This window comes from Cohnella soli (genome assembly GCF_042655525.1).
In the GTDB taxonomy this organism is placed as follows: Bacteria; Bacillota; Bacilli; order Paenibacillales; family Paenibacillaceae; genus Cohnella; species Cohnella soli.
Window position 1 is genome coordinate 444,402 of record NZ_JBHSMI010000067.1, and the last position, 22,759, is coordinate 467,160.

The window sequence follows — 22,759 nt, forward strand, 5'->3', positions numbered from 1 at the left end:
CTCTTCCTATCGTTCCATAGCCGGTCTGGGTCTGAACAAGAAGCCGACGATTGAGAACAGGAAAAACGCCGCAGAGAGAAACAAAAACAAGCTATGATTCGATACGTACCGCAGCCCGTAACCCCCCAGCGTCGGGCCCATTACGCTGCCGATGCTGAAATGAATCGAGGCGATGACACTCGCCGCGGGGAGAATCGCTTTTGGCAAAATGTCCGCTGCGTAGGCGAGCCCCAAAGAATAGAAGGAGCCTACAAGCCCGCCAGCTAGTGCAAATAGGAGAATAAGAATTGCAGGTGTCTCCCCGGCGAACGGTATCGCGGCGAAGATTAATGCCCCCGCGAAGCCGGCCCCCATCAACACTGGCTTGCGCCCGATTTTGTCGCTCCATATGCCAAGCGGCAATTGCAGCACTAGACTGCCGGCTCCGAACGCGAGCAGCAACAAAGAAATCCATTCCGTGCCTAGTCCGATTTTTACGCCGTATAGCGGAAAACTGCTATTCATCGAAGACTCCATCAGTCCGTACAGCAGACTCGGAATAAGTACGAACCAGGCGGTTCGATACGTTCTCGCGAAACGGTTGTCTCCTGTCTTTTTCTTCTCCGCGCGTTCCGGATAGTCGTTCTTCATGCCCATGACGAGCAGGAACACAGCTGCGTAAAACAAACTCGTCGCCGTGAAAGGAACCCAATCCCCGAACGGCAGCAAGTTCATGCCGAGCGGACCGACGCTGAATCCGGTGCCGTATGCCATACCATATAAGGACAAGTTTCTTCCCCTGCGATTAGCCGGGCTTGAACTGACGATCCATAGCTGTGTCGCGTAATGGAGCGAACTGTCGCCCACCCCGACGAGCAAGCGGAGCACAAACCAGACGACAAGCGAGTCGCTCGCCGGGAACAGCATCGTCGAACAGGCAACGAGCCCGATTCCGGTTAAGATGACTCTCTTGTAACCGAATTTCGCAACCGGCTTCTCGATGAAAAACATTGTGCAAAATACGCCGATATAAAGCGCAGCCGAATTCATGCCGTTCAGGTCCGACGAGATGCCCGCGTGCTCGGTCAGAATAGAGAGCAACGGCAGCAGCAATCCCTGGCTCATGCCCGCGACAATGACAACAAGCAGCAGCGACGCGATTTTCGATCGGGGAAGTTCTCCCCCGATATCGTGCAAGTTCGATGGCAACCGATCGGATACACTCATCTCGCGACACCCCCGTTATCTGCCACCGACCATTTACTTTTCTGCCCTATATAAACGAATGCGCATGTCCCTATCATGATGTTTGATTCCCCTCTTTGTTGTCCTGGTGCGCTATAGCTGGCTGGATTTAATGCGGCTCGCTCAGTAACTCGACCACTTACTACTGCCGCGCGAGGGATTTAATGCGTCTCGCTCATTAATTCGACCGCCTACCCCTGCCTCGCGAGGGATTTAATGCGTCTCGCTCATTAACTCGGCCAGATCTCACCACCGCGAACGGGATTTAGTGCGTCTCGAGCATCAACTCGACCGCTTACCCCCACCGTCTGGCGAAAATTGAAAAACCGGGAACATAAAGTCCCCGGCTCCATCGCGCTACTGTCTATCCAATTCCGTTAACCGACTCCCGCGCGGCCAACCGATCGTTATCCGAATATCGCCTCGATAACCGGTTTCGTATGCCCGCCCGGGTAACACAAGTACAGGAGAACATAGACCGTTACGCCGGTAACTACAGTTGCGAACCAGATAAGCGCCGTCGTCCTGCCCCACTTGCGATGCTTGGCGAAGCTTTTGCGGTACGCCAGGGTCAACGTTGTAATACCGAATACCGCAGCGACCGTCGCAAGTACGATGTGGAACAACAGGAATATCAAGTACACCGTCTTTAAGCTTTCCGGTCCGTTAAACATCGTATTGCCGATGAAGATCGTCCGCGACACATAAATAACGAAAAACAAAGTCGCCGCAATCGCCGCCGCGACCATCACTTTCTCGTGCGCTTCGCGTTTCTTTTTAATAATAAGCGACCAGCCGATCGCCACCAGAATGCCGCTAATTAAGATAAAGCTCGTGCTGACCAGCGGAAAAATATCATACCACGACATGTCTCTTCACCCGTTCCGTCGACGTAACTGCTCGTATGCTTTCACCCTATTGTACCTGTCCCGCCGCCATTGTTCAAACGTTCCGGCAAGCCGTCACAGATTGTTCAATCTGGCCGCCGCGGTCGGATCTGTCACATTGTCATCTTCTTTTGCCCGCTCCCTGCGATACCACTGCATGAAGACGGTATAAAGCGCTGCCGCGTTCACGAATTCCTGCACCAGCTTCATCACAATACCGCCGAGTTGTTGATCGTCCTTGCCGCTCATCAAGTTAAAGAACGCCGGACCTTCAACTTTGCTCAGCAGCACGGAAGGATCCCCAGACATACAATATCCCATTGCCTTCGCCCATACTTGCGGGTCATTATACACGTCGAAGAGAGGCTCACCAGCGAAAATAATCATCGCGCACGCCGGTGTCAGCAACAAACCGCTCATAAATACGTAACCGAGCGTAAGCAGAAGGGACATCCTTCTCCATTGCGGTACCGGGCAATAGACATGCCACCACATCATCACTGACGAAACGAACAACAAGATATAATACAACCGATGAACCGTAAAATGGGTCATAATCCAGTCGTGGTTGCTCGGCATGTGGTAGAACGAGAATAGTAACGTAAACATCCCCAAGCTGACGATCGGATTCATGATCAGCCTGAACGTCCGATTACGCCAGAACGGCGCTTTGAACATCGCTCTCCACAGCCAATCCGGAATGCCGTAAATCAGCATCGGCGGCACGAGAATGTAGGCGATCGCCATATCCGTCATATGGAACGTAAACATGAGATGACCAAGCAGGCTGAGCGGCCCGCCCTCCGTCAAGTAAATCAACGCGACCGACAAAATAAATGCGGTCTGGCGGGAAACCGATACGGGCTTGCTTCCGGCAAACCGATGTCTCCAAGGACCGACCACGAACGAATACAACACGATGACGGCCATCATGAACAACATAAATACCGGACTCCACAAGTCCCGGAAGGAGAAATACTCCAATCCCATCATTTCCGCCAGCCCCCTTCAATCGATCGTTATCGCATTTAAAAAAGAGAGAACGGATTGTGGCCCGCCTCTCTTGAATTGGTACGTTATTCGCTTACCACCATACCCAGTACAGGGCCATGATGACCATCGTGAAAACGACGAACACGCCTGCCAAAATCCCGATAATCGGGAACAAATGGCCGCGATCTTTCATATGCATCCAGAATGCCATCTGGATGAACACTTGAATGACCGCCATGCCGACGAGGATGATGTACGTGAACGTTTGGTTGATCTCGCCCGCGGATACGGCCGCGAATGCGATGATCGTCAGTGCCAGAGACAGGACGAAACCGACGATATGTTTCTGGGGTCCTTCGATCCGATGGCGTTTAGACGATTCATCCGAAGCGGAATGGTTATGGTTGCTCGACATGTTACCCAGCCACCTTTCCCATCAAGTAAACAACGGTGAAGATGAATACCCAGACGACGTCGATAAAGTGCCAGTAAATGGCCGAGATATACACTTTAGGCGCCGTAACGACGGTCAAGCCTTTTTTGAGAATTTGACCGATAACAAGACCGATCCAGAGCACCCCGAACGCTACGTGAGCGCCGTGGAAGCCGACAAGCGTGTAGAACGATGAACTGAATGCGCTTGTCGTAAAGCCGTGGCCTTCATGGACGTATTCCTTAAACTCGTAAATTTCGAGACCGAGGAACGCGAGGCCGAAAAGAACCGTAATGATCAGCCAGCCGATCATCGCCTTTTTCTGATGGCGGTGAAGCGCTTGGACAGCGAACACGCTCGTCAAGCTCGAGGTGAGCAAGATCATCGTGGCCGCAAATACAGTCGGCAGCTTGAACAATTCATCAGCGGTTGGCCCGTCGCCAATATTGTGACGAAGAGCCAGGAACGCGGAAAACAACGTTCCGAATAAGACGGTTTCGGCGCCAAGGAAGATCCAGAAGCCGAGAATTTTGTTGCGCGCTTCAAGCGTCGCTTTCTCCGGTTCGTGCGGCAGTTCGCCATTTACGTGATCGTGTGCGCTCATGCCTGCACCCCCTTCTCCTGCTCTTCTGGTTCGATATGGAAGCCATGATCGTCAAAGAGGGAGCGAATGACCATGCAGCCGAGCGTAATCGCCAAACCGACACCGGCGACGATAAGCTTGTCGTACATAAATCCGTAACCCGCGATGAACAATCCAATACTCATAATAAGCGGCAAAATCGATGGAGACGGCATATGGATCGATCCGATCGGTTCCGCAGGCGTCATCTTCGTCTTGCCTTCCATCTTTTCCTTCCACCATGCATCGTAACCGCGTACGAGAGGCGTTTGTTGGAAGTTGTACTCTGGCGGCGGCGACGGAATCGTCCACTCCAATGTGCGTCCGTCTTCCCATGCATCCGCAGCTGCATTGCGTGGTTTAGCCCACGTGATGAAGATGTTAATCAGGAACGCAATCGTTCCGATGCCCATCAAGAATGCGCCGATCGTACTGATCAAGTTCATATTATTAAAGCCCTGTCCGTCCAAGTACGTATATACCCGGCGCGGCATCCCCAGCAAGCCGAGGAAGTGCTGCACGAAGAACGTCATGTGGAATCCGATGAAGAACGTCCAGAACGTTACTTGACCGATTTTCTCGTTCAGCATCCGTCCGAACATTTTCGGCCACCAGTAATGCAAACCGGAGAAAATACCGAAGATCAGACCACCTACGATAACGTAGTGGAAGTGAGCGACGACGAAGTAGCTATCATGATATTGGTAGTCAGCCGGCGCGGAAGCCAACATAACGCCGGTAACGCCACCCATGACGAACGTCGGGATAAAGCCGATTGCGAACAAGCTTGCCGTCGTAAAACGGATCGAACCGCCCCATAGCGTGAACAGCCAGTTGAAGATTTTCACCCCGGTCGGGACCGCGATGAGCATCGTCGCGATGGAGAACAGCCCATTCGCGACTGGACCGAGCCCCGTCGTGAACATGTGGTGAGCCCATACCATGAACCCGAGGAACGCGATCAGTACGGTCGCGAATACCATCGAGCTGTAACCGAACAAACGTTTGCGGGAGAATGTGCTGACGACTTCGGAAATAACGCCGAACGCCGGCACGATCAGGATGTATACTTCGGGGTGACCGAACACCCAGAAAATGTGCTCCCAGAGGACGCCGCTGCCGCCGTTGCCGACTTCGAAGAAATTCGCGCCGAACAATCGGTCGAACATCAAGGCGACGAGACCTACCGTAAGAGCGGGGAATGCGAATACAATCAGTGCGGACGTAATGAAGATCGTCCACGTAAACATTGGCAATCTCATGAAGCTGAGACCCGGCGCTCTCATGTTGATGATCGTCGCCATAAAGTTGATGCCCCCGAGCAGCGTGCCGATACCGGCAATCTGCAAGCCGAGAACGTAATAATCGACACCGTGGCCGGAGTTAAATCCCGGACCAGCTAGCGGAACGTAAGACGTCCAGCCTGCGTCCGGAACGGAGCCCGCGAACCAGCTCAAGTTCAGCAGAAGTCCGCCGAAGAAGAACGTCCAGAAACCGAGTGAGTTAAGGAACGGGAAAGCAACGTCGCGCGCGCCGATCTGAAGCGGAATAACCGCGTTCATTAGGGCGAACAGAAGCGGCATTGCCGCAAGGAAGATCATCGTTGTCCCGTGCATGGTAATCAATTCGTTAAACGTATCGCCGGAAACGACGTCATTCATCGGTTTCATCAGTTGAACCCGAATCAGGATCGCTTCCAGGCCGCCGATCAGGAAGAAAAGCAAACCGGCGATCATATACAAAATGCCGATTTTCTTATGGTCGACGGTCGTCAGCCAATCCATCAAGCCGCGATAACGCTTGACTGTGTGTGCATGTGCTGCCAAGGCCACGTACCTCCCTTATCAATAGTCGAGCTTATATTCAGCCAAGTATTTGGCGATAGCGCTCACTTGCTCCGGCGTCAAATCGTTATCCGCCGCGGACGGCATCATTGCGCCTTGCTTGTATTTCTGCGGATCGGTTACCCAATCGTGGATGTTTTGTTCAACTGGCTTGTCGCCTTTTTCCGGATTCGCTACGACATCCGAATTGTACAGAATGCCGGCGATCGTCTGACGTCCGCCAACGCCTGTCAAGTTCGGTGCGCTGTTGCCGCCGTTCTCGCCCACCGCGTGGCAGCTCAAGCATTGATCTGTGAACTTCTGTGCCAGATCGGCGTCCGCAGGCATGACAGCAGGAGCCTTCATCGCTGCAACCCAACGATCGAAGGAGGCTTGGCTAACCGCTTTCGCTTTGAAATCCATCAAGGCGTGAGAAGGTCCGCACAGCTCCGCGCACTTACCGCGGAACACGCCTTCTTTTGGAAACTCCAGGTACATTCTGTTCGTAACGCCCGGGTTCGTGTCCATTTTGCCGCCGATGGAAGGAATCCAGAAGCTATGCTTCACATCCGCCGCGTTCAGTTCGAAGGAGATCTTCTTGCCCGTGGGCACGATCAGTTCCTGAGCGGTTTTAATTCCGTAAGTCGGATATTCGAACTCCCACCAATATTGGTGTGCCGTGACTTTGACTTGTACGGCATTCGAGTCCTTGCTGTAGTCTTTGGCGAAGCTGAAGACGTCCTGAATCGTTGGCACGCCAAGAATCAGAAGCAATACAAGCGGAATGACAGTCCAAATAATTTCGAGCGTATGGTTGCCTTCAACTTGCTTAGGAATCGTTTTGTCGCCCTTGCGGCGACGGAAGCGAATCAGCACGAAAATACAGATGGCGAACACGATAACGACCACGAGCGCCATAATGCCGATCGACAGCTTCATCAGATCGAATTGTTTCTCAGCTACCGGTCCTTGCGGATTCAGAGTTGAGAGGTCATCCCTTCCGCATCCCGACAGCAGCAGTACGAGACCTGCCATCAGCGGTAGCAGCCGTTTCATCACAGACCACCGATTCATCATATCAACCCCAATTTGACGTTTTCATAGACGCCTTTCCGCCAAATGGCCGAGGCGTCTATATGTACACGGATGTTGGACCAAGCAACAAACGCTCTTCAAGCACTCTACTAAATATAAAGATTCGTTCGCCTAATTGTCAATGTTCACGAAACATTTCACAAATTGTTCTCAAAACTGTCAAAATCGTTGCCGCTCTAGGCTTTTCGAACGTTTTTCCTCTTTGTCCAAAGGTTTCGCGAGGCGTTGGAGTCCGACACTCCGCGCCTTTGTTCGACAATGTCCGCCTAGGGCGTGTCTGCAAACTCCGAGGCAGCAATTTTTGCCGAATTTTCGTTCCATGCAAGGAACTTTTGTGAAGGCGTACCGGGGGTACGTCAAGCAAAAGCGACGAAGCAGGGGGCGAAAAGGCGGTGAAAGGTGCCCTGAGTGAGTTTGCAGACACGCCCTAAATTGTCCTCCCCCTTCTTTTTGCCAAATTGGCCGGGTTTTATGTGCGGACTTCGCGCATACTTTTTACTTGGCTGTCCAAGCTAACGATATCGCTTGGGCGTTTCTGAATACGCCGAGGGGAGCAGATTTGGCCCCTTGAGCGCGTGTTCAGACACCCCTAAATCCAAGGAGGTCGTACGATGTCCGCCCGTCGCATCCTCGCTCTAATCGGAACCGCCGCGCTCTTCCTCGGCCTGTTCGCGGGCTGCAATTACAAATCTTTTTATCAGAAAAGCAAGCAAGATTACGCCAGCCGGGCCAGCAACGATCCGAAAATGTCTGGCGTGCGCTCTTACGGCAAGACGACCGGTGACCCAAAGCAGCATGAGAACAAATATTTCGAATACAGCAGCGCGTTATCCAATAAAGTGGCCGATCTGCCGGGCATTAATACCGCGATTGTCTTTCTGACCGACAAGAATGCGTATGTCGGGATTTTGACCGACTGGACGGCAACCGGCGCAGAAGCGAGAGGCGGTCAGCGCTCCCATGAACAGGACAATACGGGAACGACCGAAGGTGTGTATAACGTCAGCAACGGTAGCTCGAAGTGGAGTAACCGTCAAGTGTCGACCCCTTACAACTCGTATTTTAGCCATAAGGACTCCATGGACTTGTCCACCGAATTAAGGCAAGTGATCGGCAATACTGTTCGAAGTGCTTTCCCGCGTGCGCAGGAAGTGCATATTTCAGCGAATAGGGAATACGTCAATCAATCACTCGAGTTCGCGAAGGTGGCGTGGTTGAAAAAGCCGATGGCTCCGCTGCTCGCGGATTTCAACACGCTCGTCCAATTTACATTCGGCAACAGCGACAAACCGCCGATTCCGCTTTATTTGAAGCCGGAAAAGGGATCTCCTTCTCCGGCGCGGTGAATGCTGCGAGGGCCGTTCCCAATCTGGGGCGGCCCTCGTGGTATTTTCGACTGTTTACTTATAAAGTCAAAATGCGCGGACCCTCTGTTGTAATTGCGATTGTATGCTCAAATTGAGCCGCGAGTCCACCTTCCGTCATCATGACCGACCAGCCGTCCTTTGCGATATAGATATCCGGGTCGCCGAACGTCAGTATCGGTTCGATCGTCAGCACCATTCCTTCTCGAAGCGTCACCCCTGTTCCCGCCATTGCAATGCTGGGCACTTCGGGCAGCTCATGCATTTCCCGTCCGATGCCATGTCCGCCGAACTCGCTCACGATTCCGTATCCACCCTCGTCCGCCACAGCGCAGATGACCTCCGCAATATCTCCGGTCCGTTTGCCCGGAACCGCTTCGGCGATTCCCCTGCTCATCGCCCGAAACGCCGCCGCTCGCAGTCTCTTGGCGTCTTCAGACACTTCGCCCACCGCAAACGTCCAGGCCGTGTCTGCCATCCAGCCGTTCAACTCGACGACGAAATCCAACGTAACGATGTCGCCTTCCTTAAGCGCACGTCCGTCCGGCAACCCGTGACATACGCAGTCGTTCACTGCGGCGCAGATCGCATAGGGATAGCCGTGATATCCTTTTTGCGCGGGCTTCGCGCCCTTCAACTTCATGTATTGTTCTGCGTAACGGTTCAGTTCGAGCGGTGTGACACCCGGCCTCACTCTTCTGCCCAGTTCACGCCTTAACTGCCCCGCCAACTTACCTGCCCGTTCGATCGCCGCTATCTCCTCCAGGCTGCGAATCGGTACGCCATCACTCGGCTTTCTGCCATTCTCTTCCCTTTTGCCCGTCATGTCCTCCGCACCTCCGTTTCCATTCCTACATGCTTATTCGGGAACGGGTAAAAACGCTTCGGCGCAAACAAAAAAGCCGATAGGCAACCGGGTGACTCCCGCTTCCGTATCGGCTTGATTCCCGCTCCGTATTAGGAGGCAGGAGTGTTTAATTTGTTCATTTCACGTTCGACGAACATCGTAAGTTCGTCTTCGTAACCACCGGTAATTCTATATTTGCGGATGTAATCTCTTACGAACTTGCGGGGATCCTTCGGGCGGAAAATTCTAGTCAGTTCTCGCAAACTTTCTTGAACTTCGTTGTGGCTGCGTTTGGCCATGCAATTCCCTCCCAGTGGAATGGATTCCGGCCCGGCGCGAACTCCCGGACGGAGGCGGTACTTCGCCACCTGGAGAACCGAGCAAACACGCCTTCTGCGTCCATACGACGCTGCAGATGCTTTGAACTCGGGTTCTGCATTCAGCTTCGATGTTCCACCGCGACTTACCGTTAAGGAAAACGATCCTGCATTTTCTGAGTATACCATTTTTCGGATGGAGGATAAAGTAAAAAACGTTAGGCATTTGTTCCCTAACGCTTAACGCCCGCCGTCAGTCCCTTACTTCAAAAGTTTGCAAAGGGTCCGACAACGAAAAACGGTCGCCAGAACGAAGGACGACCTTCGATCCAGGTTTTAATCGCTCGCCATCGCTAAGGAATGTCCCGTTGGATGAGCCGTTGTCCTCGAGCAGAAAAATCCGCGCCTCCTCGTCGTAACGAACCGTGCAATGAACGCGGCTGATGTCCGATGACTCGTAAGGATAAAGCACAGCGCACCGAGCCGGGTCCCGCCCGATCGTTAATCTTCTGCCTGTCAACCTGTATCGACATCCAGCATGCTCACCGACAATACCGCAAAGTCTGGGCTCGTCGTCCTCAGCGGCTTCCGCCGGCCCTGCTTGCTCCAACAGGCGGGCAACCGGTATCGTATAATCCGTCAGCGGTTCCTCGTATTCGGGATGATGCGCTGACTCCTCTTCCGCCCAGGCCTCCATGTCGATGCTGGCACCTTCTCCAGACTCCCAGTCCGGCTCCTGGTGAGGATCGGATGCGGACGAGAAAGCCTGCATTCCCTTGTCCTTGGTCGTCAATTGAAGGAAAGCGATGACTGCGCCGATGGCGACGGCGATGCCTAGGGCGAGCGCCGCCAGTAATGGCAGCGTACCGACTTTGACAATAACCGACGTACCGGCACGCTTCGAAGCGAACGCTTCCCTGGGAACGGCCGTCCATGCGGCAAGTCCGATCACCGCTAATACAGCCGATTGAGCAAAATTGCTCCCCTTAATTCGATCCCTCCAGTCTTGATATTGTTTGAACTGCTTCTTCACCTTTCTCACCTCCCCTGACTTTCACGCATTTTCTACTTGTTGACATGTAAACGCTTACGTTTGTTTTCAGAAAAGAAACCCAATTTTTGAGAGCATGGGTTTATTATAGCGAAAATCATACGGGCGATCAATTCGAAGCATCCGATAATTCTCATGATTCAACCGGGCTCATTCGGGACTTCTTCCCGTTGCGCAAGCTCTTCCTTCAGCTTTCTGCGCATCACTTTGCCGATTAGCGACAGCGGCAAGCTCGCTCTGAATTCATACGCCTTCGGCACTTTATACGGTGCAAGTCTCTCCCGACACCACTTATCGAGCTGCATCTCCGATACCTGCCAGCCATCCTTCAGCACAATGTACGCTTTAACCGTCTCTCCCCGGTAATCGTCCGGCACGCCGAGCACGGAAGCCTCCTTCACTGCAGGATGCTCGAACAGAACTTCCTCGACCTCTCGCGGATAAATATTGTAACCCCCCGCAAGAATCAAGTCTTTTTTACGGTCCATAATCGTAAAAAATCCATCTTCGTCCATCGTACCGATGTCTCCCGTCCGGAGCCAACCGTCCTTCAGCACCGCCGCCGTTTCTTCCGGACGATTCCAATAACCCGCCATTACCTGCGGGCCTTTCACAACGAGTTCCCCAAGCTCTCCATACGGCAACGGATCGAGATCTTCTGCTCCAACAATTCGCGCATCCGTTCCTGGTAATGGCACTCCAATCGTACCGAATTTGCGATATCCCCACACCGGATTGCAGTGCGTGACCGGAGATGCTTCCGTCAAGCCGTAACCTTCGATCAACCGCCCTCCTGACATCCGTTCGAACTTCTCCTGCAGTTCCTTCGGAAGCGGAGCCGCTCCGCTGACGCATACGCGAACAGACGAGAAATCGTCGGGCTTCGCGAGCGGACTGTTCAACAGCGAGATGTACATGGTCGGCGCCCCCGGAAATACGGTCGGCCTTCTTCTGCGTAACGTATCTAGCACCGCTCGCGGCTCAAATCTGGGGACGAGAATGAGCGCCCCCGCCTTCTTGATCGCCAGGTTCATAAGCACCGTCAAACCGAACACATGGAACAGCGGCAATGCGGCCAAATACTTTTCCTTACCATCCTCCAGCCGGCAGCACCATGCGGCAATCTGCTCCGTATTCGCGAGCAGATTGCCGTGGGTCAACATAACGCCTTTCGGCTTGCCGGTTGTCCCTCCCGTATATTGCAGCATCGCAGTGTCTTGCGAGGCGTCTGCTTCTTCGCAGATCGGAACGCTCTTGCCTTTACGGATAAGTCGGGACCAGCGCTCGACACCCGCCGCACGATAGTCCACTTTCAGATCGGGATACTCCCGGCGCCTTTTGATAGGGTAAAGCTTATTTTTCGGAAAAGGAAGTCCGTCGGACAGCGTCGTCACCACGATTCTCCCCAGCGCTGTTCCTTCTCTGGCCTTCAAAACGCGAGGTAACAGCAGGTCTAGCGTAACGAGCGTTGTCGCTCCGCAATCGGCCAATTGGGTATGCAATTCTCTCTCGGTGTAAATCGGATTCGTCTGGACGATCACCGCACCTGCCATCAAACCGCCGAAATAGGCGATAACCGCTTGCGGACAATTGGGCAGCATAATCGCCAGACGGTCTCCTTTGGCGAAATCGGGATGGGATCGCATGGCATTCGCGAATCGGCGGCATTCCCGCAAAAGCGCCTTGTACGTGTAATGCCTCCCGAGGAAATCAATCGCCTCGTGGTCGGGATAGTCGCGCGCGGCATCCAGCAGAAGCCCGGCGACGTTCGTCTTCGGATAATCGCAAGCATGAGGAATCTGCAACGGATAACGATCCAGCCATGGCCTGGCTTCGGAGCGTCCGAAGACCTCGCCCTTTTCGCCGGAATCTTCGTTCATGCTTCTCCCTCCCTAGGTGCCGACATATCTTTCCTCGGCGATCACCTTTGCGGCGATTCGCTTGCGCAGAGCGGAGCAATCCGTCGGATCAAATCGAAGCAGCCGCTTCAATACCGACAGTTGAAGCCTTAAGTTTTCTCCTTGCTCCAGAGAGGCGAGCACGGCTCGAGAACGTGCGCCGGCGCGCTCCGCTGCCTGCTCGGCGAACAGCGCGACCATGTCCGCAGCATGCTGCGGATTCTGAGCTGCCGTGGACTTGTCAGCCAATTTGCGGGTTCGCAACAAGGCGCTTTCCAGCGCGTACAGGTCGATCATCGCGTCCGCGAGAGCTGCGACAATTTCCTGCTCGCGCTCCAGACGAAGGCCATATTTCTGCACTGCAAGACCGCCAACCATCAGGAACGTCTTCTTCAGCGCCGACAAGATGTTCGATGCGGCGGATGTCGGCGTGTGCTCTTGATTCCGCGACGACAGCGGTGCGGGGTTCAGCAGCTCTTGCTGCAGCTGCTGGGCTTTATCGATGAGCGGCAACTCGCCTTTCAGCGCGCGTTTAAGCAGCGTCGCCGGAATGAGCAGCCGATTGATCTCGTTCGTCCCTTCGAAAATCCGATTGATACGCGAATCCCGATACAGTCTTTCGATTTTGTATTCCTGAATGAAGCCGCAGCCTCCATGAATTTGCACGCCTTCGTCGACGATATCGTCCAACGCTTCCGATGCGAACACTTTATTAATCGAACATTCCAGTGCGTACTCGGCGATCGCCTTGGCCGCGTTGAGCCCTCCGTCCTCTTGAGCGGAGTCTACTCCCGACAACGAGTCGTCTATCAACCCCGCTGTCCGATACACCATGCTTTCTGCCACAAACGTTCTCGTGTTCATGTCGGCCAGCTTCGCTGCGATGAGCGGAAAAGACGAGATCGGTTTGCCGAACTGTTGCCTTCCATTCGCGTAAGTGGCGGACAACTGGATCGCTTCCTTCATTCCCCCAAGGCAGCCAGCGGCCAGCTTAAAGCGGCCGATGTTTAGAATGTTGAAGGCGATAAGATGACCCTTGCCCACTTCGCCGAGCAATTGATCCGCTGGGATGAGGGCATCTTCGAAATATAGAGGACGGGTAGACGAGCCCTTAATGCCCATCTTATGCTCCTCCTGCCCAATCGAGAATCCCTGTGTACCGCGTTCGACGACAAATGCGCTAAAATGTTCGCCGTTCACTTTGGCGTACACGATAAATACGTCGGCGAAACCGGCATTCGTAATATACAGCTTCGATCCATTCAGCAAGTAATGCTCTCCGTCGTCCGTTAGGACGGCAGTCGTTCTGGCACCGAGCGCGTCGGAACCGGAACCCGGCTCCGTCAAACAATATGCAGCGATGAGTTCGCCGGTCGCGAGCTTCGGCAGCCAGCGGCTTTTCTGCGCCTGCGTACCGAAGAACACAATCGGAAGCGTGCCGATGCCCGTATGCGCTCCGACCGACAGCGCGAACGACGAAGCCGGAGCGAGCGTCTCCGCGAGCAGCGTCGTGCTTGTCTTGTCGAGCCCGAGCCCGCCGTACGCCTCGGGTATGTCGGCGCCGAGCAGGCCGATTTCGCCGGCCTTGCGCATGAATTGCACGGTCAAGCTGTAATCGAGCTTCTCGATGTCGGCGTCGCGCGGCTTCACGTCGCGCTCAACGAATGCGCGTACTGTGTCGGCCAACATCAGTTGTTCCTCCGTGAAATCTTCCGGCGTCACGACATGCTCCGGCTTCGCGTCTTCGACGACGAACCTGCCGCCTCCTCGCACCGGATTACCCTGCGTCTGCGCCATCGTGCGCCACCTCCTTTTATTAGTACAACTGGCGAAGTAACAAACTGCTCGAAGACCCATCAAGGAGCGATTTAGCGAGGCTGGCAAAGTAACTACCTGCTCGAAGAATCTTCAAGGAGCGAATTAGTGCGGCTGGCGAAGTAACTACCTACTCGAAGACCTTTCAGGAGGCGAATTAGTGCGGCTGGCGAAGTAATTACCTGCTCGATGACCCTTCAAGAGGCGAATTAGTGCGGCTGGCGAAGTAACTCTTGGCTCGAGCACCACAAGGGCGTGCGACTACAGCACCTCGAACACACCTGCCGCACCCATGCCGCCGCCGACGCACATCGTAACGACGCCGTACCCTCCACCGAGCCTTCTCAGCTCGTGCAGAAGCGTAACGGCAAGCTTCGCTCCGGTACACCCGAGCGGATGGCCTAGGGCGATCGCCCCTCCGTTGACGTTAACGAGCTCGGGGTCAAGCTCGAGCCGGTCGATGACCGGGACGACTTGGGCGGCGAAAGCTTCGTTCACTTCCCAAAGCGACACTTGCTCGGTCGTCAGCTTCGCTTGCCTAAGCGCTAGCGGAACTGCTTCGACCGGTCCTAACCCCATAATCTCTGGTTGCAGCCCCGTCGCCGCGAACGAGCGGAATACCGCAAACGGAACTATGCCCAAGCTTTCTGCTTTCTCCCGGCTCATAAGAACGAGTGCGGCCGCCCCATCGCTGTATGGCGACGAATTGCCCGCGGTCACACTGCCCTTCACCGCAAAAGATGGCTTAAGCGCCGACAGCTTCTCAAACGAAGTGTCCGCGCGTACGCATTCGTCGGCAGCTACGGTAACCGTTCGAGAACGAATCTCTCCAGTCGTATCGTCCGCAAGCAAAATTTTAGTCGTTATCGGCACGATCTCCTCGTCAAATCGCCCGGTGACGACGGCTTGCGCCGCTTTGCGGTGGCTCTCGGCCGCATAACGATCCTGCATTTCCCTAGATATGCCGCAGCGTTTGGCGACTAGTTCAGCCGTATGACCCATTCCCATATAAGCGGTCGGCATTGTCTCCCACAATCCGGGATGCGGAGACAGCTTAAAGCCGGTCATGGGAACCCGGCTCATGCTCTCTACTCCCCCGGCGACAACGACGTCCGCGAACCCGCTCTGTATCGCGGCCGCCGCTTGCGCGATCGCCTGCAACCCCGAAGCGCAAAACCGGTTGACCGTCACCGCCGGCACTTGAACCGGGAAACCTGCATGAAGCGCCAACAACCGGGCGACATTCAGCCCTTGCTCCCCCTCCGGCATCGCGCACCCGAAAATCACGTCATCAACGCCGGAAGGATGCAGCCCCGGCACTCGGCGGACAGCTTCGTTCAGCACGGTGGCCCCTAAATCTTCCGGCCGCGTCTGGGAGAAGCCGCCCTTCTTGCCCCGACCGACCGCCGTGCGCACCGCCGAGACGATGACGGCTTCCCTGCCCGACATGTTCATCCCTCCATGTACAATTAATTTGTTGAGAAACGTCCAACTGACTGAATTAGCGGCGCGAGACGTTGTTATTTCGGCGAAACAGCCAACTGATGCCGATTAGCAACGCGAGGTGTTGTTATTTCAGCGAAACATCCAACCGACTGCGATTAACAGCGCGGCACAATGTTATTTCGTTGATACTGCCAACTAACCTGGCTAATTCCGTAGAGGTTTCCCAGTCGCGAGCATATGCCGCATGCGCGCTTGCGTGAGCGGCTCGCCGCACAAGCTCAGGAACGCCTCTCGCTCCAGGTCGAGCAAATAGCGATCGGTCACCTCCGTCCCTGCCGGCACATCACCCCCAGACAAAACATCCGCCAATTTGCCGGCAATTCGGACATCGTGGTCAGAAATGTAACCGCCCCGCCGCATCGCCGAGACGCCAAGTTTCATCACCGTCGCCGCCTCGCGGCCTCCTGCCAACACCCGCTGGTTCGCATCCGGTACCGCATACCCGCGGCGATCCAGTTCCAGCACCGCCCGCTTTGCTTCTGCCAACCGACTTTCTTCTCGTATGAGCACCGCGTCGCCTGCACGCCAGAACCCGAGCCCTTTCACCCCGTGCCCGCTCTCCGACACTTTGGCCATCGCAATCGTCTCGAACAGCTTCGTTAGCGGAGCCGCAACGTCGTCCAGTCCGGCCGCTTCCGCCCGTTCATGCGCAAGCGCCGCCGAAGCCATGCAGCCTCCGCCTGCAGGGATCAACCCGACGCCCGTCTCGACGAGCCCGAAATACGTTTCGGCCGAAAACAAAATCCGATCGGCGGGCAAACAAGCTTCCACGCCTCCTCCGAGCGTCATCCGATGAGGCGCGGCGACGACCGGACGAGGCATCAGCCGCAACGAACGCATGCTCTCTTGAAAATCGCGGATGATCAGGTCGATCTCATCCCATTCCCCGTTCTCGGCTTCGAGTAACAGCAGCATCAGATTCGCTCCAACGCAGAAGTTGCGGCCCTCGTTGGCTAGAACAAGTCCCTTCCAATTCAAGCTAACCTCCCGCACCGCCTCGCGGATGGCAGCCAGCACGCCGGGCCCGATCGCATTATTCGGCGAGCGAAACTCCAGGCAAGCCACGTCGTCGCCCAAATCAACCAAATGGGCTCCATCTCCGGCGAACACCGTCCGGCCTTTTTCCTTTAACAGCCGCAAAGAAATCTCGTCCGACCGTTCCTCCACGAACTTGTAGTACCCTTGCGAATAGTGGAACATGCTTCCGGCTTTGCGAATATAGAACGTGTCAGAGCCTTTGGCCAGCATCGCCGCTACCGGTATAGGAACCGCACTGCCTCGCTCCTGGAGATTCGCAGCCGTCGCTGCGACGCCGAGCGAATCCCATGTCTCGAACGGGCCTTCCTCCCAATTGAAGCCCCACCTCATCGCTTCATCGATCTCGATGACGGTATCGGCGATCTCGCCCAATTTATCGGCGGCATAACAGATCGCCGCCTCGACAACATCCCGCGCGAACGCCGCCAGCCGGTCGCTCGCCGCCGCTTCCATCAGCGCTCGCAGCTTGGCTGCTGCGCCTTTCGCCATCTTCGCCGCCTCCAGCGCGGGCGAAGTGACGCGTGCGCTCGGACCATATGCCATCGTCGCCAGGTCTAGCGTCTCGATCGCACGTTTTCCATCAACCGAAGTCGAACCTTTCCGGTAAAAACCGCCGCCGCTTTTCTCACCGAGCCATCCTTTCGCTACAAGGTTTTCTATGAGAGGCGGATCGGCGAATGCAGCCGCCTCCATCGGATCGTCTACATTCTCCCGGACGTTCCGGCATACGTGAAGGAACGTGTCGAGACCGACCAGATCCAGCGTGCGGAACGTCGCGCTTTTCGGACGGCCGAGCAGCGGCCCCGTCACCGCGTCGACTTCGTCGATCGTCAAACCGTGTTTCTCCATCGCCCGCAAAGTCGCAAGCATGGCAAACGTGCCGATCCGATTGGCGATAAAGTTCGGCGTATCTTTCGCGTGGACGACCCCTTTGCCAAGCCGCTCCCTGCAAAACCGCGTCATCCGGTCTACCGCATCCGGCGCAGTATCCCGGTTTGGCACAATCTCGAGCAGTTTCATATAACGCGGCGGGTTAAAGAAATGCGTAACCATCGCACTTTTCCTGCAACCCTCGCCGCAAACGGACACGATGTCGTTAATCGACAGCCCTGACGTATTACTGCTGACGACCATCCCCTCTCGCCAGATGGAATCGATGCGTTTCCATACGGCATGTTTAACTTCAAGCCGCTCCGAGACGGCTTCTACGATCCAGTCGCAATCGGCTGCTTCAGCCAAATCGCGCTCCAGATCCCCCGTGCGAATGCGCGAAACAAAAGCAGGGTCATACAGCGGCGAAGGCTTCGTTTCCTTCAGCCTCGCCACGCCTTTGGCCGCAAGATCTTCCAAATCGAGCAGCAAACACGGTATGCCTGCGTTCGCCAGATGTGCGGCAATCGCCGCTCCCATCACCCCCGCCCCGATGACCGCCGCTTTCCGAACGTTCCACACCCGCTTCACGCTCCTCGACGTTTTATTTTTGCGAACGCTTATCCGACTCCCCGAATACCGACAACGCCAGCAGTTCCGCCACGTCCGCCGCACTCGCCCAATCATCCGCCTCGTGTTTGCGTATTCCCTCTTCCATCATCGTCAGACAATAGGGGCATGCGGAACCGATCAACTGAGCCCCGGTCGCCAGCGCCTGTTCGGTCCGCAACTCATTCACTCGTTTGCCCGGCTCCTCCATCCACATTCGACCGCCGCCCGCCCCGCAACACATCCCTTGTTTGCCGGAACGCGCCATCTCGCGCGTCTCCAATGACGGAATCGACGCCAATATGGCCCGAGGAGCCTCAGTGACGCCGTTGTAACGCGCCAGGTAGCAGGAGTCATGGAACGTGAGCGTACGGTTGATTGGGTGTTTGGGCTTAATCGCCCCACGTTGGATTAATTCCGCAAGAAGCTCCGTATGGTGATGAATCTCCCCCTCGAAACCGAAATCCTTATACTCGTTCCAAAAAAGATGAAACGTATGGGGACAAGCGGTCACGATTCTCTTAATGCCATAACGCCTGAACGTCTCGATGTTGGTTTTACACAGCTCCTGAAAAAGAAACTCGTCGCCCAGCCGCCGCGGCGTATCGCCGGAATTGCGTTCCTCCGTCCCAAGAACCGCGAACGATACACCCGCTTCATGCAGCAGCTTCGCGAGCGCAAACGTCACTTTCCTCGCCCGCGCGTCGTAAGCGCCCATGCTGCCGACCCACCAAAGCCAATCCGGCCGCGGATTGTCGCGAATCGTCGGGATACGCCACCCCTCCTTGGCAGCGAACTCCTCCATCCATGCGGTCCGGTCTTTGCGCGGAAAACCCCACGGATTGCTTTGGCGGTCGATGTTTTGCAACGTTTTGCGGGCTTCGGACGGCATCTTCCCTTCGGTGAGCACCAAGTAACGGCGTATTTCCAGCAAAGGCGACAATTGGGCGTTGCCTACCGGACATCTCTCTTCGCAAGCCCGGCATGTCGTGCACGACCACAGTTCTTGTTCGGTGACCACCTCCCCGATCAAGTTCGGTTTCGTCTCGCTCGGTCGCCAGCTGTCCGTCTGCCACGCCATCGTGGCGCGAATGCTCGCTTGCCCGGTCGTCGCGAACGGCCGGTCCGCTTCCGGCTGAAACGACATCGGTTTGTTTTGCAAAGCGTCGCGGAGTTTGGTCATCAGATGCATCGGAGACAGCCCTTTATCCGTATTGGCGGCGGGACAGACGTCGGTGCACCTGCCGCATTCGACGCAGGCGAACAAGTCCAGACGAGTTTTGCGCGAAAGGTCGGCCAGTTCGCTTGCGCCGAACTTCTCTGCGGTTTCGTCTTCGAGGTTCAGCGGCTCCATCTTGGGAGCGTCGACCGGGCGAAGAAGCCAATTAAGCGGTGCGGTGAAAATATGAAAATGTTTCGAAAGAGGCACATAGACGAGAAAACCGAGCAACAGCAGCAGGTGCGCCCACCACGCGATTTCGTAGCCCATATCGGCTGAGCGTTCCGACAAGGCCGAAGCCAGACCGGACGATAGCGGAGCCGCACCGGATGAGGGCAATTGCTGCTGCAATCGTTCGAAAGCCAAAGTGGCGATAACCGACAACATGAGGGCTCCAATCCAGAGCAATACGAGCAGCGGTTTCGGGCCTTTCGGCAAACGGGGGAGCTTCTCGACATAGCGCCGGTATCCGGCGTACACAACCGCGATCAGCACTAGTGCAACCGTTGTTTCCTGGAGCAGCGAGAACACGCCGTTGTCTGCCCAAGAAAGTGCCGTGCCGAACATCCCTTTCCATAAGATTTGAAGCGCTCCCAACTGGAGCACCAGAAATCCATAAAACAAAACGAGATGCATCGCACCGCTTCGCCGATCCAGCAGCAACCGGCGATGCCCGAACGATTGAACGACCGTTTGCCGTACTCGCCTCCACTCCAGCTTCATCCTTCCATCCTGCGGTCCCGCCAGAATCAGCTTCGCTTTGCCGAGCACGATCCAGCCGAACGCAGCCAGTCCGCACAGGATGACGAACGCGGCCAGCCACCCCCTCATCGGCCGTCACCCCCTTTTCGTGGGCGTGTCTGAATACTCCGAAGGAGCTTTCAGACGCGCCCTAGGTCCGCGGCGCCCTCCGGGCGGTCCGCGATCTTCTGAATGCTGCCAAAGTTTCATACGATGAAAGTAAGACGTTGAAACGATGAGATCGTCATATTCAAAATTTATTCGCCAGCCGCCCCCTCGTATGCCCACATCGGCAAAAAAGGACGTGCTCAACGGCGTTCCTCTAGGTGAGCCTTTACCAGGCGAGGGATTGGGTGGGCGGGATGGCTGTTGAGAAAGGAGATGATCATCTTGCAAATCGCAGTGCTGATAAAATCGGTCGTCGCCACTGATGAGCCGGTACATGTGCGGGAAGGTATGATCGAGGATTCCGGAGCGAAAAGAGTCATTAACCCTTACGACGAGTACGGGTTGGAGGAAGCTTTGCGCTGGAAGGAATCTTTGGGCGGTACAGTCATTGCGATTGGCGCCGGAGGGGAGCGAACGGTCGATGCGCTCCGAACGGCGCTAGCGATGGGGGCCGACGAAGCGATATGGATACGCGTCGACGATGAAGCTGCGGATGAACACTCTTATGCGATGCTCATTGCCGAGACGCTTCGCAAGAAGCAATACGATATCGTGTTCGCAGGCCATTTGTCCATCGACAACGGTGCTGGTCAGGTGGCGATTCGAGTGGCTGAACTGCTTGGTTGGCCGCATGCGGGGGCCATCGTCGCGTGCGAAGCGGTGGACGGAGGGCGTTTGCTTGTTACTCGGGACGCCGAAGGCGATAGCGAGGACTGGGAACTGACGCTTCCCGCGATCGTAACCGCGCAACAAGGGCTGAACGAGCCGCGGTATCCGGCGCTGGCCGGTATTATCAAAGCGAAGCGTAAGCCGCTAACCGAGTTAACGCCGCAGGACTTAGGCGTGTCGCTAGAACGGGTCTCCTCCTCCGAGCTAGACGGCGCACCGCGAACCGAGCGGGTTTGTATCGAAGTACCAGCGGCGCGTCAGCCTGGTCGCAAGCTGAGTGGTGCGACAGGAGAGCAAGCTGCAGAGCTGCTGCGATTGTTGAGAGAAGAGGCGCAAGTGTTAGAGGGCAGGTGAAGTTGCGGGATGAGGCGCAAGTGTTGGAATTGTCGGGTGAATTGAACGGCGCGAGACTGCTAGGAGTGCACATCATGATGCGACGATAATCTATCAAAATCACGAGCGAGGAGGAGAACAATATGAGCGGAGCGTCGAACCAACACATCGTCATCGCGGAATGTCGGGACGGTTCGTTGCGGCGAGTATCGCTGGAGGCGATTGCCGCGGCACAAGGTTGTATGGCGGACGGCGACCGTCTCGCCGTCGTGCTGCTCAGCCCCGGTGGCGCGGAATCGGACGCGGCCGCCGGGCTGCTGGCGCGAAGCGGCCCTGACGAGGTGATCGTCGTCGATCACCCCGTCTTGGGGCGCTATGCGCCGGATACGCACCTCGCCGCCGCGCTGGAGGCGGCGAAAGCGTTGGCACCCGAAACGCGGTGGTGGTGGCTGGGCCACACCGCTATCGGGCGCGATCTTGCCCCGCGGCTCGCGGCACGGCTCGCGGCGGGGCAAATCTCCGATGCGCTCGGCGCCGCCCGCGGCGGCGACGGACGCATCGAGTTCACGCGTGCGTTGCACGCGGGGAAAGCGCTCGAGCGGCGCGCTTTCCGAACTGGCGGGCCTGCCGTCGTCACCGTCCGCCCGAACAACTTCGCCCCGGCGCCAGTCACCGCCGGCCAAGCCGCGCCTATCCGCCGCGTGCCGTTCACCCCTCCTCCCTCGCGCATCTTCGTACGCGATGTCGTTCGGCGGGTGTCCGGCACGGTCGATTTGGCGGAGGCGCGGATTATCGTCGCCGGCGGACGCGGCGTGAAGAGCGCCGCCGGCTTCGCCCCGCTCGCAGAGCTCGCGACGCTGCTCGGCGGAGCGGTCGGCGCTTCGCGCGGCGCCTGCGATGCCGGATATTGCGACTATGCCCTCCAGATCGGGCAAACCGGCAAAACCGTCACCCCCGACCTCTACATCGCCTGCGGCATAAGCGGCGCCGTTCAGCACCTCGCGGGCATGAGCCGCTCCCGCGTTATCGTCGCCATCAACAAAGATCCTGACGCGCCAATCTTCGGCGTCGCCGACTACGGCATCGTCGGCGATCTGTTCGAAGTTGTCCCTGCCTTGATTGCGGAGCTACGTTAAGGATTCCCATCCAACATGCTGCCTGCAAACCAATTAATCTCATGGTGAGTGAACTCCCCCTCACTCCAATGACCCACCAGACCACTAATCGCCCGACATTC

The 22,759-nt window shown here is 56.2% G+C and carries 18 protein-coding genes; 3 read left to right on the top strand and 15 right to left on the bottom strand.

All coding sequences use genetic code 11. The features are described from left to right. Positions 1-6: 6 nt before the first annotated feature. The 7 genes from ACFPOF_RS31275 to coxB all read right to left on the bottom strand — a co-directional run bounded on the left by ACFPOF_RS31275 (position 7) and on the right by coxB (position 7,059). Positions 7-1,206: an MFS transporter gene (locus ACFPOF_RS31275; protein WP_378139711.1), complete on the bottom strand. Its 1,200-nt coding sequence runs from the start codon at positions 1,204-1,206 to the stop codon at positions 7-9. Between the two features lie 425 nt (positions 1,207-1,631). After that, the gene (locus ACFPOF_RS31280; RefSeq protein WP_378139713.1) at positions 1,632-2,093 is read right to left on the bottom strand and encodes a DUF420 domain-containing protein; all 462 of its coding nucleotides are present in this window, start codon (positions 2,091-2,093) and stop codon (positions 1,632-1,634) included. A 93-nt stretch (positions 2,094-2,186) separates the two neighbouring features. Further along, on the bottom strand, positions 2,187-3,104 hold the full coding sequence (gene ctaG / locus ACFPOF_RS31285; RefSeq protein WP_378139716.1) for a cytochrome c oxidase assembly factor CtaG: 918 nt from the start codon (positions 3,102-3,104) through the stop codon (positions 2,187-2,189). A gap of 91 nt (positions 3,105-3,195) precedes the next feature. Next, entirely contained in the window at positions 3,196-3,519 is a 324-nt protein-coding gene (locus ACFPOF_RS31290) for a cytochrome C oxidase subunit IV family protein (protein WP_378139718.1), read from the bottom strand. 1 nt (position 3,520) lies between these two features. Further along, positions 3,521-4,141, bottom strand: coding sequence for a cytochrome (ubi)quinol oxidase subunit III (locus tag ACFPOF_RS31295; RefSeq protein ID WP_378139720.1), 621 nt, complete (start codon positions 4,139-4,141; stop codon positions 3,521-3,523). After that, the gene (gene ctaD, locus ACFPOF_RS31300) at positions 4,138-5,943 is read right to left on the bottom strand and encodes a cytochrome c oxidase subunit I (protein WP_378140463.1); all 1,806 of its coding nucleotides are present in this window, start codon (positions 5,941-5,943) and stop codon (positions 4,138-4,140) included. The genes ACFPOF_RS31295 and ctaD overlap by 4 nt, the downstream gene beginning before the upstream one ends. A 60-nt stretch (positions 5,944-6,003) precedes the next feature. After that, positions 6,004-7,059: a cytochrome c oxidase subunit II gene (gene coxB / locus ACFPOF_RS31305; RefSeq protein ID WP_378139722.1), complete on the bottom strand. Its 1,056-nt coding sequence runs from the start codon at positions 7,057-7,059 to the stop codon at positions 6,004-6,006. Between the two features lie 629 nt (positions 7,060-7,688). Between coxB and ACFPOF_RS31310 the strand changes: the two genes are divergently transcribed. Then, the gene (locus ACFPOF_RS31310) at positions 7,689-8,423 is read left to right on the top strand and encodes a hypothetical protein (protein ID WP_378139724.1); all 735 of its coding nucleotides are present in this window, start codon (positions 7,689-7,691) and stop codon (positions 8,421-8,423) included. A 58-nt stretch (positions 8,424-8,481) separates the two neighbouring features. Here the strand turns inward: ACFPOF_RS31310 and map are convergent, their stop codons facing one another. The 8 genes from map to ACFPOF_RS31350 all read right to left on the bottom strand — a co-directional run bounded on the left by map (position 8,482) and on the right by ACFPOF_RS31350 (position 20,442). Continuing rightward, complete coding sequence (map, locus tag ACFPOF_RS31315; RefSeq protein ID WP_378139726.1) at positions 8,482-9,267, bottom strand: type I methionyl aminopeptidase; 786 nt, start codon at positions 9,265-9,267, stop codon at positions 8,482-8,484. Positions 9,268-9,398: 131 nt separating this feature from the next. After that, positions 9,399-9,587 (bottom strand): hypothetical protein, encoded by a 189-nt coding sequence (locus ACFPOF_RS31320; protein WP_378139727.1) that lies wholly within the window; start codon positions 9,585-9,587, stop codon positions 9,399-9,401. A 271-nt stretch (positions 9,588-9,858) separates the two neighbouring features. Next, complete coding sequence (locus ACFPOF_RS31325; RefSeq protein WP_378139729.1) at positions 9,859-10,638, bottom strand: FHA domain-containing protein; 780 nt, start codon at positions 10,636-10,638, stop codon at positions 9,859-9,861. A 158-nt stretch (positions 10,639-10,796) separates the two neighbouring features. Beyond that, entirely contained in the window at positions 10,797-12,536 is a 1,740-nt protein-coding gene (locus ACFPOF_RS31330; protein ID WP_378139731.1) for a long-chain-fatty-acid--CoA ligase, read from the bottom strand. Between the two features lie 12 nt (positions 12,537-12,548). Next, positions 12,549-14,351 carry an acyl-CoA dehydrogenase family protein gene (locus ACFPOF_RS31335; RefSeq protein ID WP_378139733.1) on the bottom strand — a complete coding sequence of 601 codons (1,803 nt, stop codon included), beginning with the start codon at positions 14,349-14,351 and terminating at the stop codon, positions 12,549-12,551. Between the two features lie 279 nt (positions 14,352-14,630). Next, entirely contained in the window at positions 14,631-15,818 is a 1,188-nt protein-coding gene (locus ACFPOF_RS31340; RefSeq protein ID WP_378139735.1) for a thiolase family protein, read from the bottom strand. A 201-nt stretch (positions 15,819-16,019) separates the two neighbouring features. Continuing rightward, complete coding sequence (locus ACFPOF_RS31345; RefSeq protein WP_378139737.1) at positions 16,020-18,365, bottom strand: 3-hydroxyacyl-CoA dehydrogenase/enoyl-CoA hydratase family protein; 2,346 nt, start codon at positions 18,363-18,365, stop codon at positions 16,020-16,022. A gap of 22 nt (positions 18,366-18,387) precedes the next feature. Further along, on the bottom strand, positions 18,388-20,442 hold the full coding sequence (locus ACFPOF_RS31350; protein WP_378139739.1) for a (Fe-S)-binding protein: 2,055 nt from the start codon (positions 20,440-20,442) through the stop codon (positions 18,388-18,390). A gap of 279 nt (positions 20,443-20,721) precedes the next feature. On the opposite strand from ACFPOF_RS31350, the gene ACFPOF_RS31355 reads away from it, so the two are divergent. Both ACFPOF_RS31355 and ACFPOF_RS31360 read left to right on the top strand, forming a co-directional pair. Further along, positions 20,722-21,543: an electron transfer flavoprotein subunit beta/FixA family protein gene (locus ACFPOF_RS31355; RefSeq protein WP_378139741.1), complete on the top strand. Its 822-nt coding sequence runs from the start codon at positions 20,722-20,724 to the stop codon at positions 21,541-21,543. A 122-nt stretch (positions 21,544-21,665) separates the two neighbouring features. Beyond that, positions 21,666-22,658 carry an electron transfer flavoprotein subunit alpha/FixB family protein gene (locus tag ACFPOF_RS31360; RefSeq protein WP_378139743.1) on the top strand — a complete coding sequence of 331 codons (993 nt, stop codon included), beginning with the start codon at positions 21,666-21,668 and terminating at the stop codon, positions 22,656-22,658. Positions 22,659-22,759: the final 101 nt, after the last annotated feature.

Bases quoted from the DNA above. Each gene is read 5' to 3' on its own strand.
- ACFPOF_RS31275 (WP_378139711.1), bottom strand. From the start codon at position 1,206: ATGAGTGTATCCGATCGGTTGCCATCGAACTTGCACGATATCGGGGGA.
- ACFPOF_RS31280 (WP_378139713.1), bottom strand. From the start codon at position 2,093: ATGTCGTGGTATGATATTTTTCCGCTGGTCAGCACGAGCTTTATCTTA.
- ctaG (WP_378139716.1), bottom strand. From the start codon at position 3,104: ATGATGGGATTGGAGTATTTCTCCTTCCGGGACTTGTGGAGTCCGGTA.
- ACFPOF_RS31290 (WP_378139718.1), bottom strand. From the start codon at position 3,519: ATGTCGAGCAACCATAACCATTCCGCTTCGGATGAATCGTCTAAACGC.
- ACFPOF_RS31295 (WP_378139720.1), bottom strand. From the start codon at position 4,141: ATGAGCGCACACGATCACGTAAATGGCGAACTGCCGCACGAACCGGAG.
- ctaD (WP_378140463.1), bottom strand. From the start codon at position 5,943: ATGGATTGGCTGACGACCGTCGACCATAAGAAAATCGGCATTTTGTAT.
- coxB (WP_378139722.1), bottom strand. From the start codon at position 7,059: ATGATGAATCGGTGGTCTGTGATGAAACGGCTGCTACCGCTGATGGCA.
- ACFPOF_RS31310 (WP_378139724.1), top strand. From the start codon at position 7,689: ATGTCCGCCCGTCGCATCCTCGCTCTAATCGGAACCGCCGCGCTCTTC.
- map (WP_378139726.1), bottom strand. From the start codon at position 9,267: ATGACGGGCAAAAGGGAAGAGAATGGCAGAAAGCCGAGTGATGGCGTA.
- ACFPOF_RS31320 (WP_378139727.1), bottom strand. From the start codon at position 9,587: ATGGCCAAACGCAGCCACAACGAAGTTCAAGAAAGTTTGCGAGAACTG.
- ACFPOF_RS31330 (WP_378139731.1), bottom strand. From the start codon at position 12,536: ATGAACGAAGATTCCGGCGAAAAGGGCGAGGTCTTCGGACGCTCCGAA.
- ACFPOF_RS31335 (WP_378139733.1), bottom strand. From the start codon at position 14,351: ATGGCGCAGACGCAGGGTAATCCGGTGCGAGGAGGCGGCAGGTTCGTC.
- ACFPOF_RS31340 (WP_378139735.1), bottom strand. From the start codon at position 15,818: ATGTCGGGCAGGGAAGCCGTCATCGTCTCGGCGGTGCGCACGGCGGTC.
- ACFPOF_RS31350 (WP_378139739.1), bottom strand. From the start codon at position 20,442: ATGAGGGGGTGGCTGGCCGCGTTCGTCATCCTGTGCGGACTGGCTGCG.
- ACFPOF_RS31360 (WP_378139743.1), top strand. From the start codon at position 21,666: ATGAGCGGAGCGTCGAACCAACACATCGTCATCGCGGAATGTCGGGAC.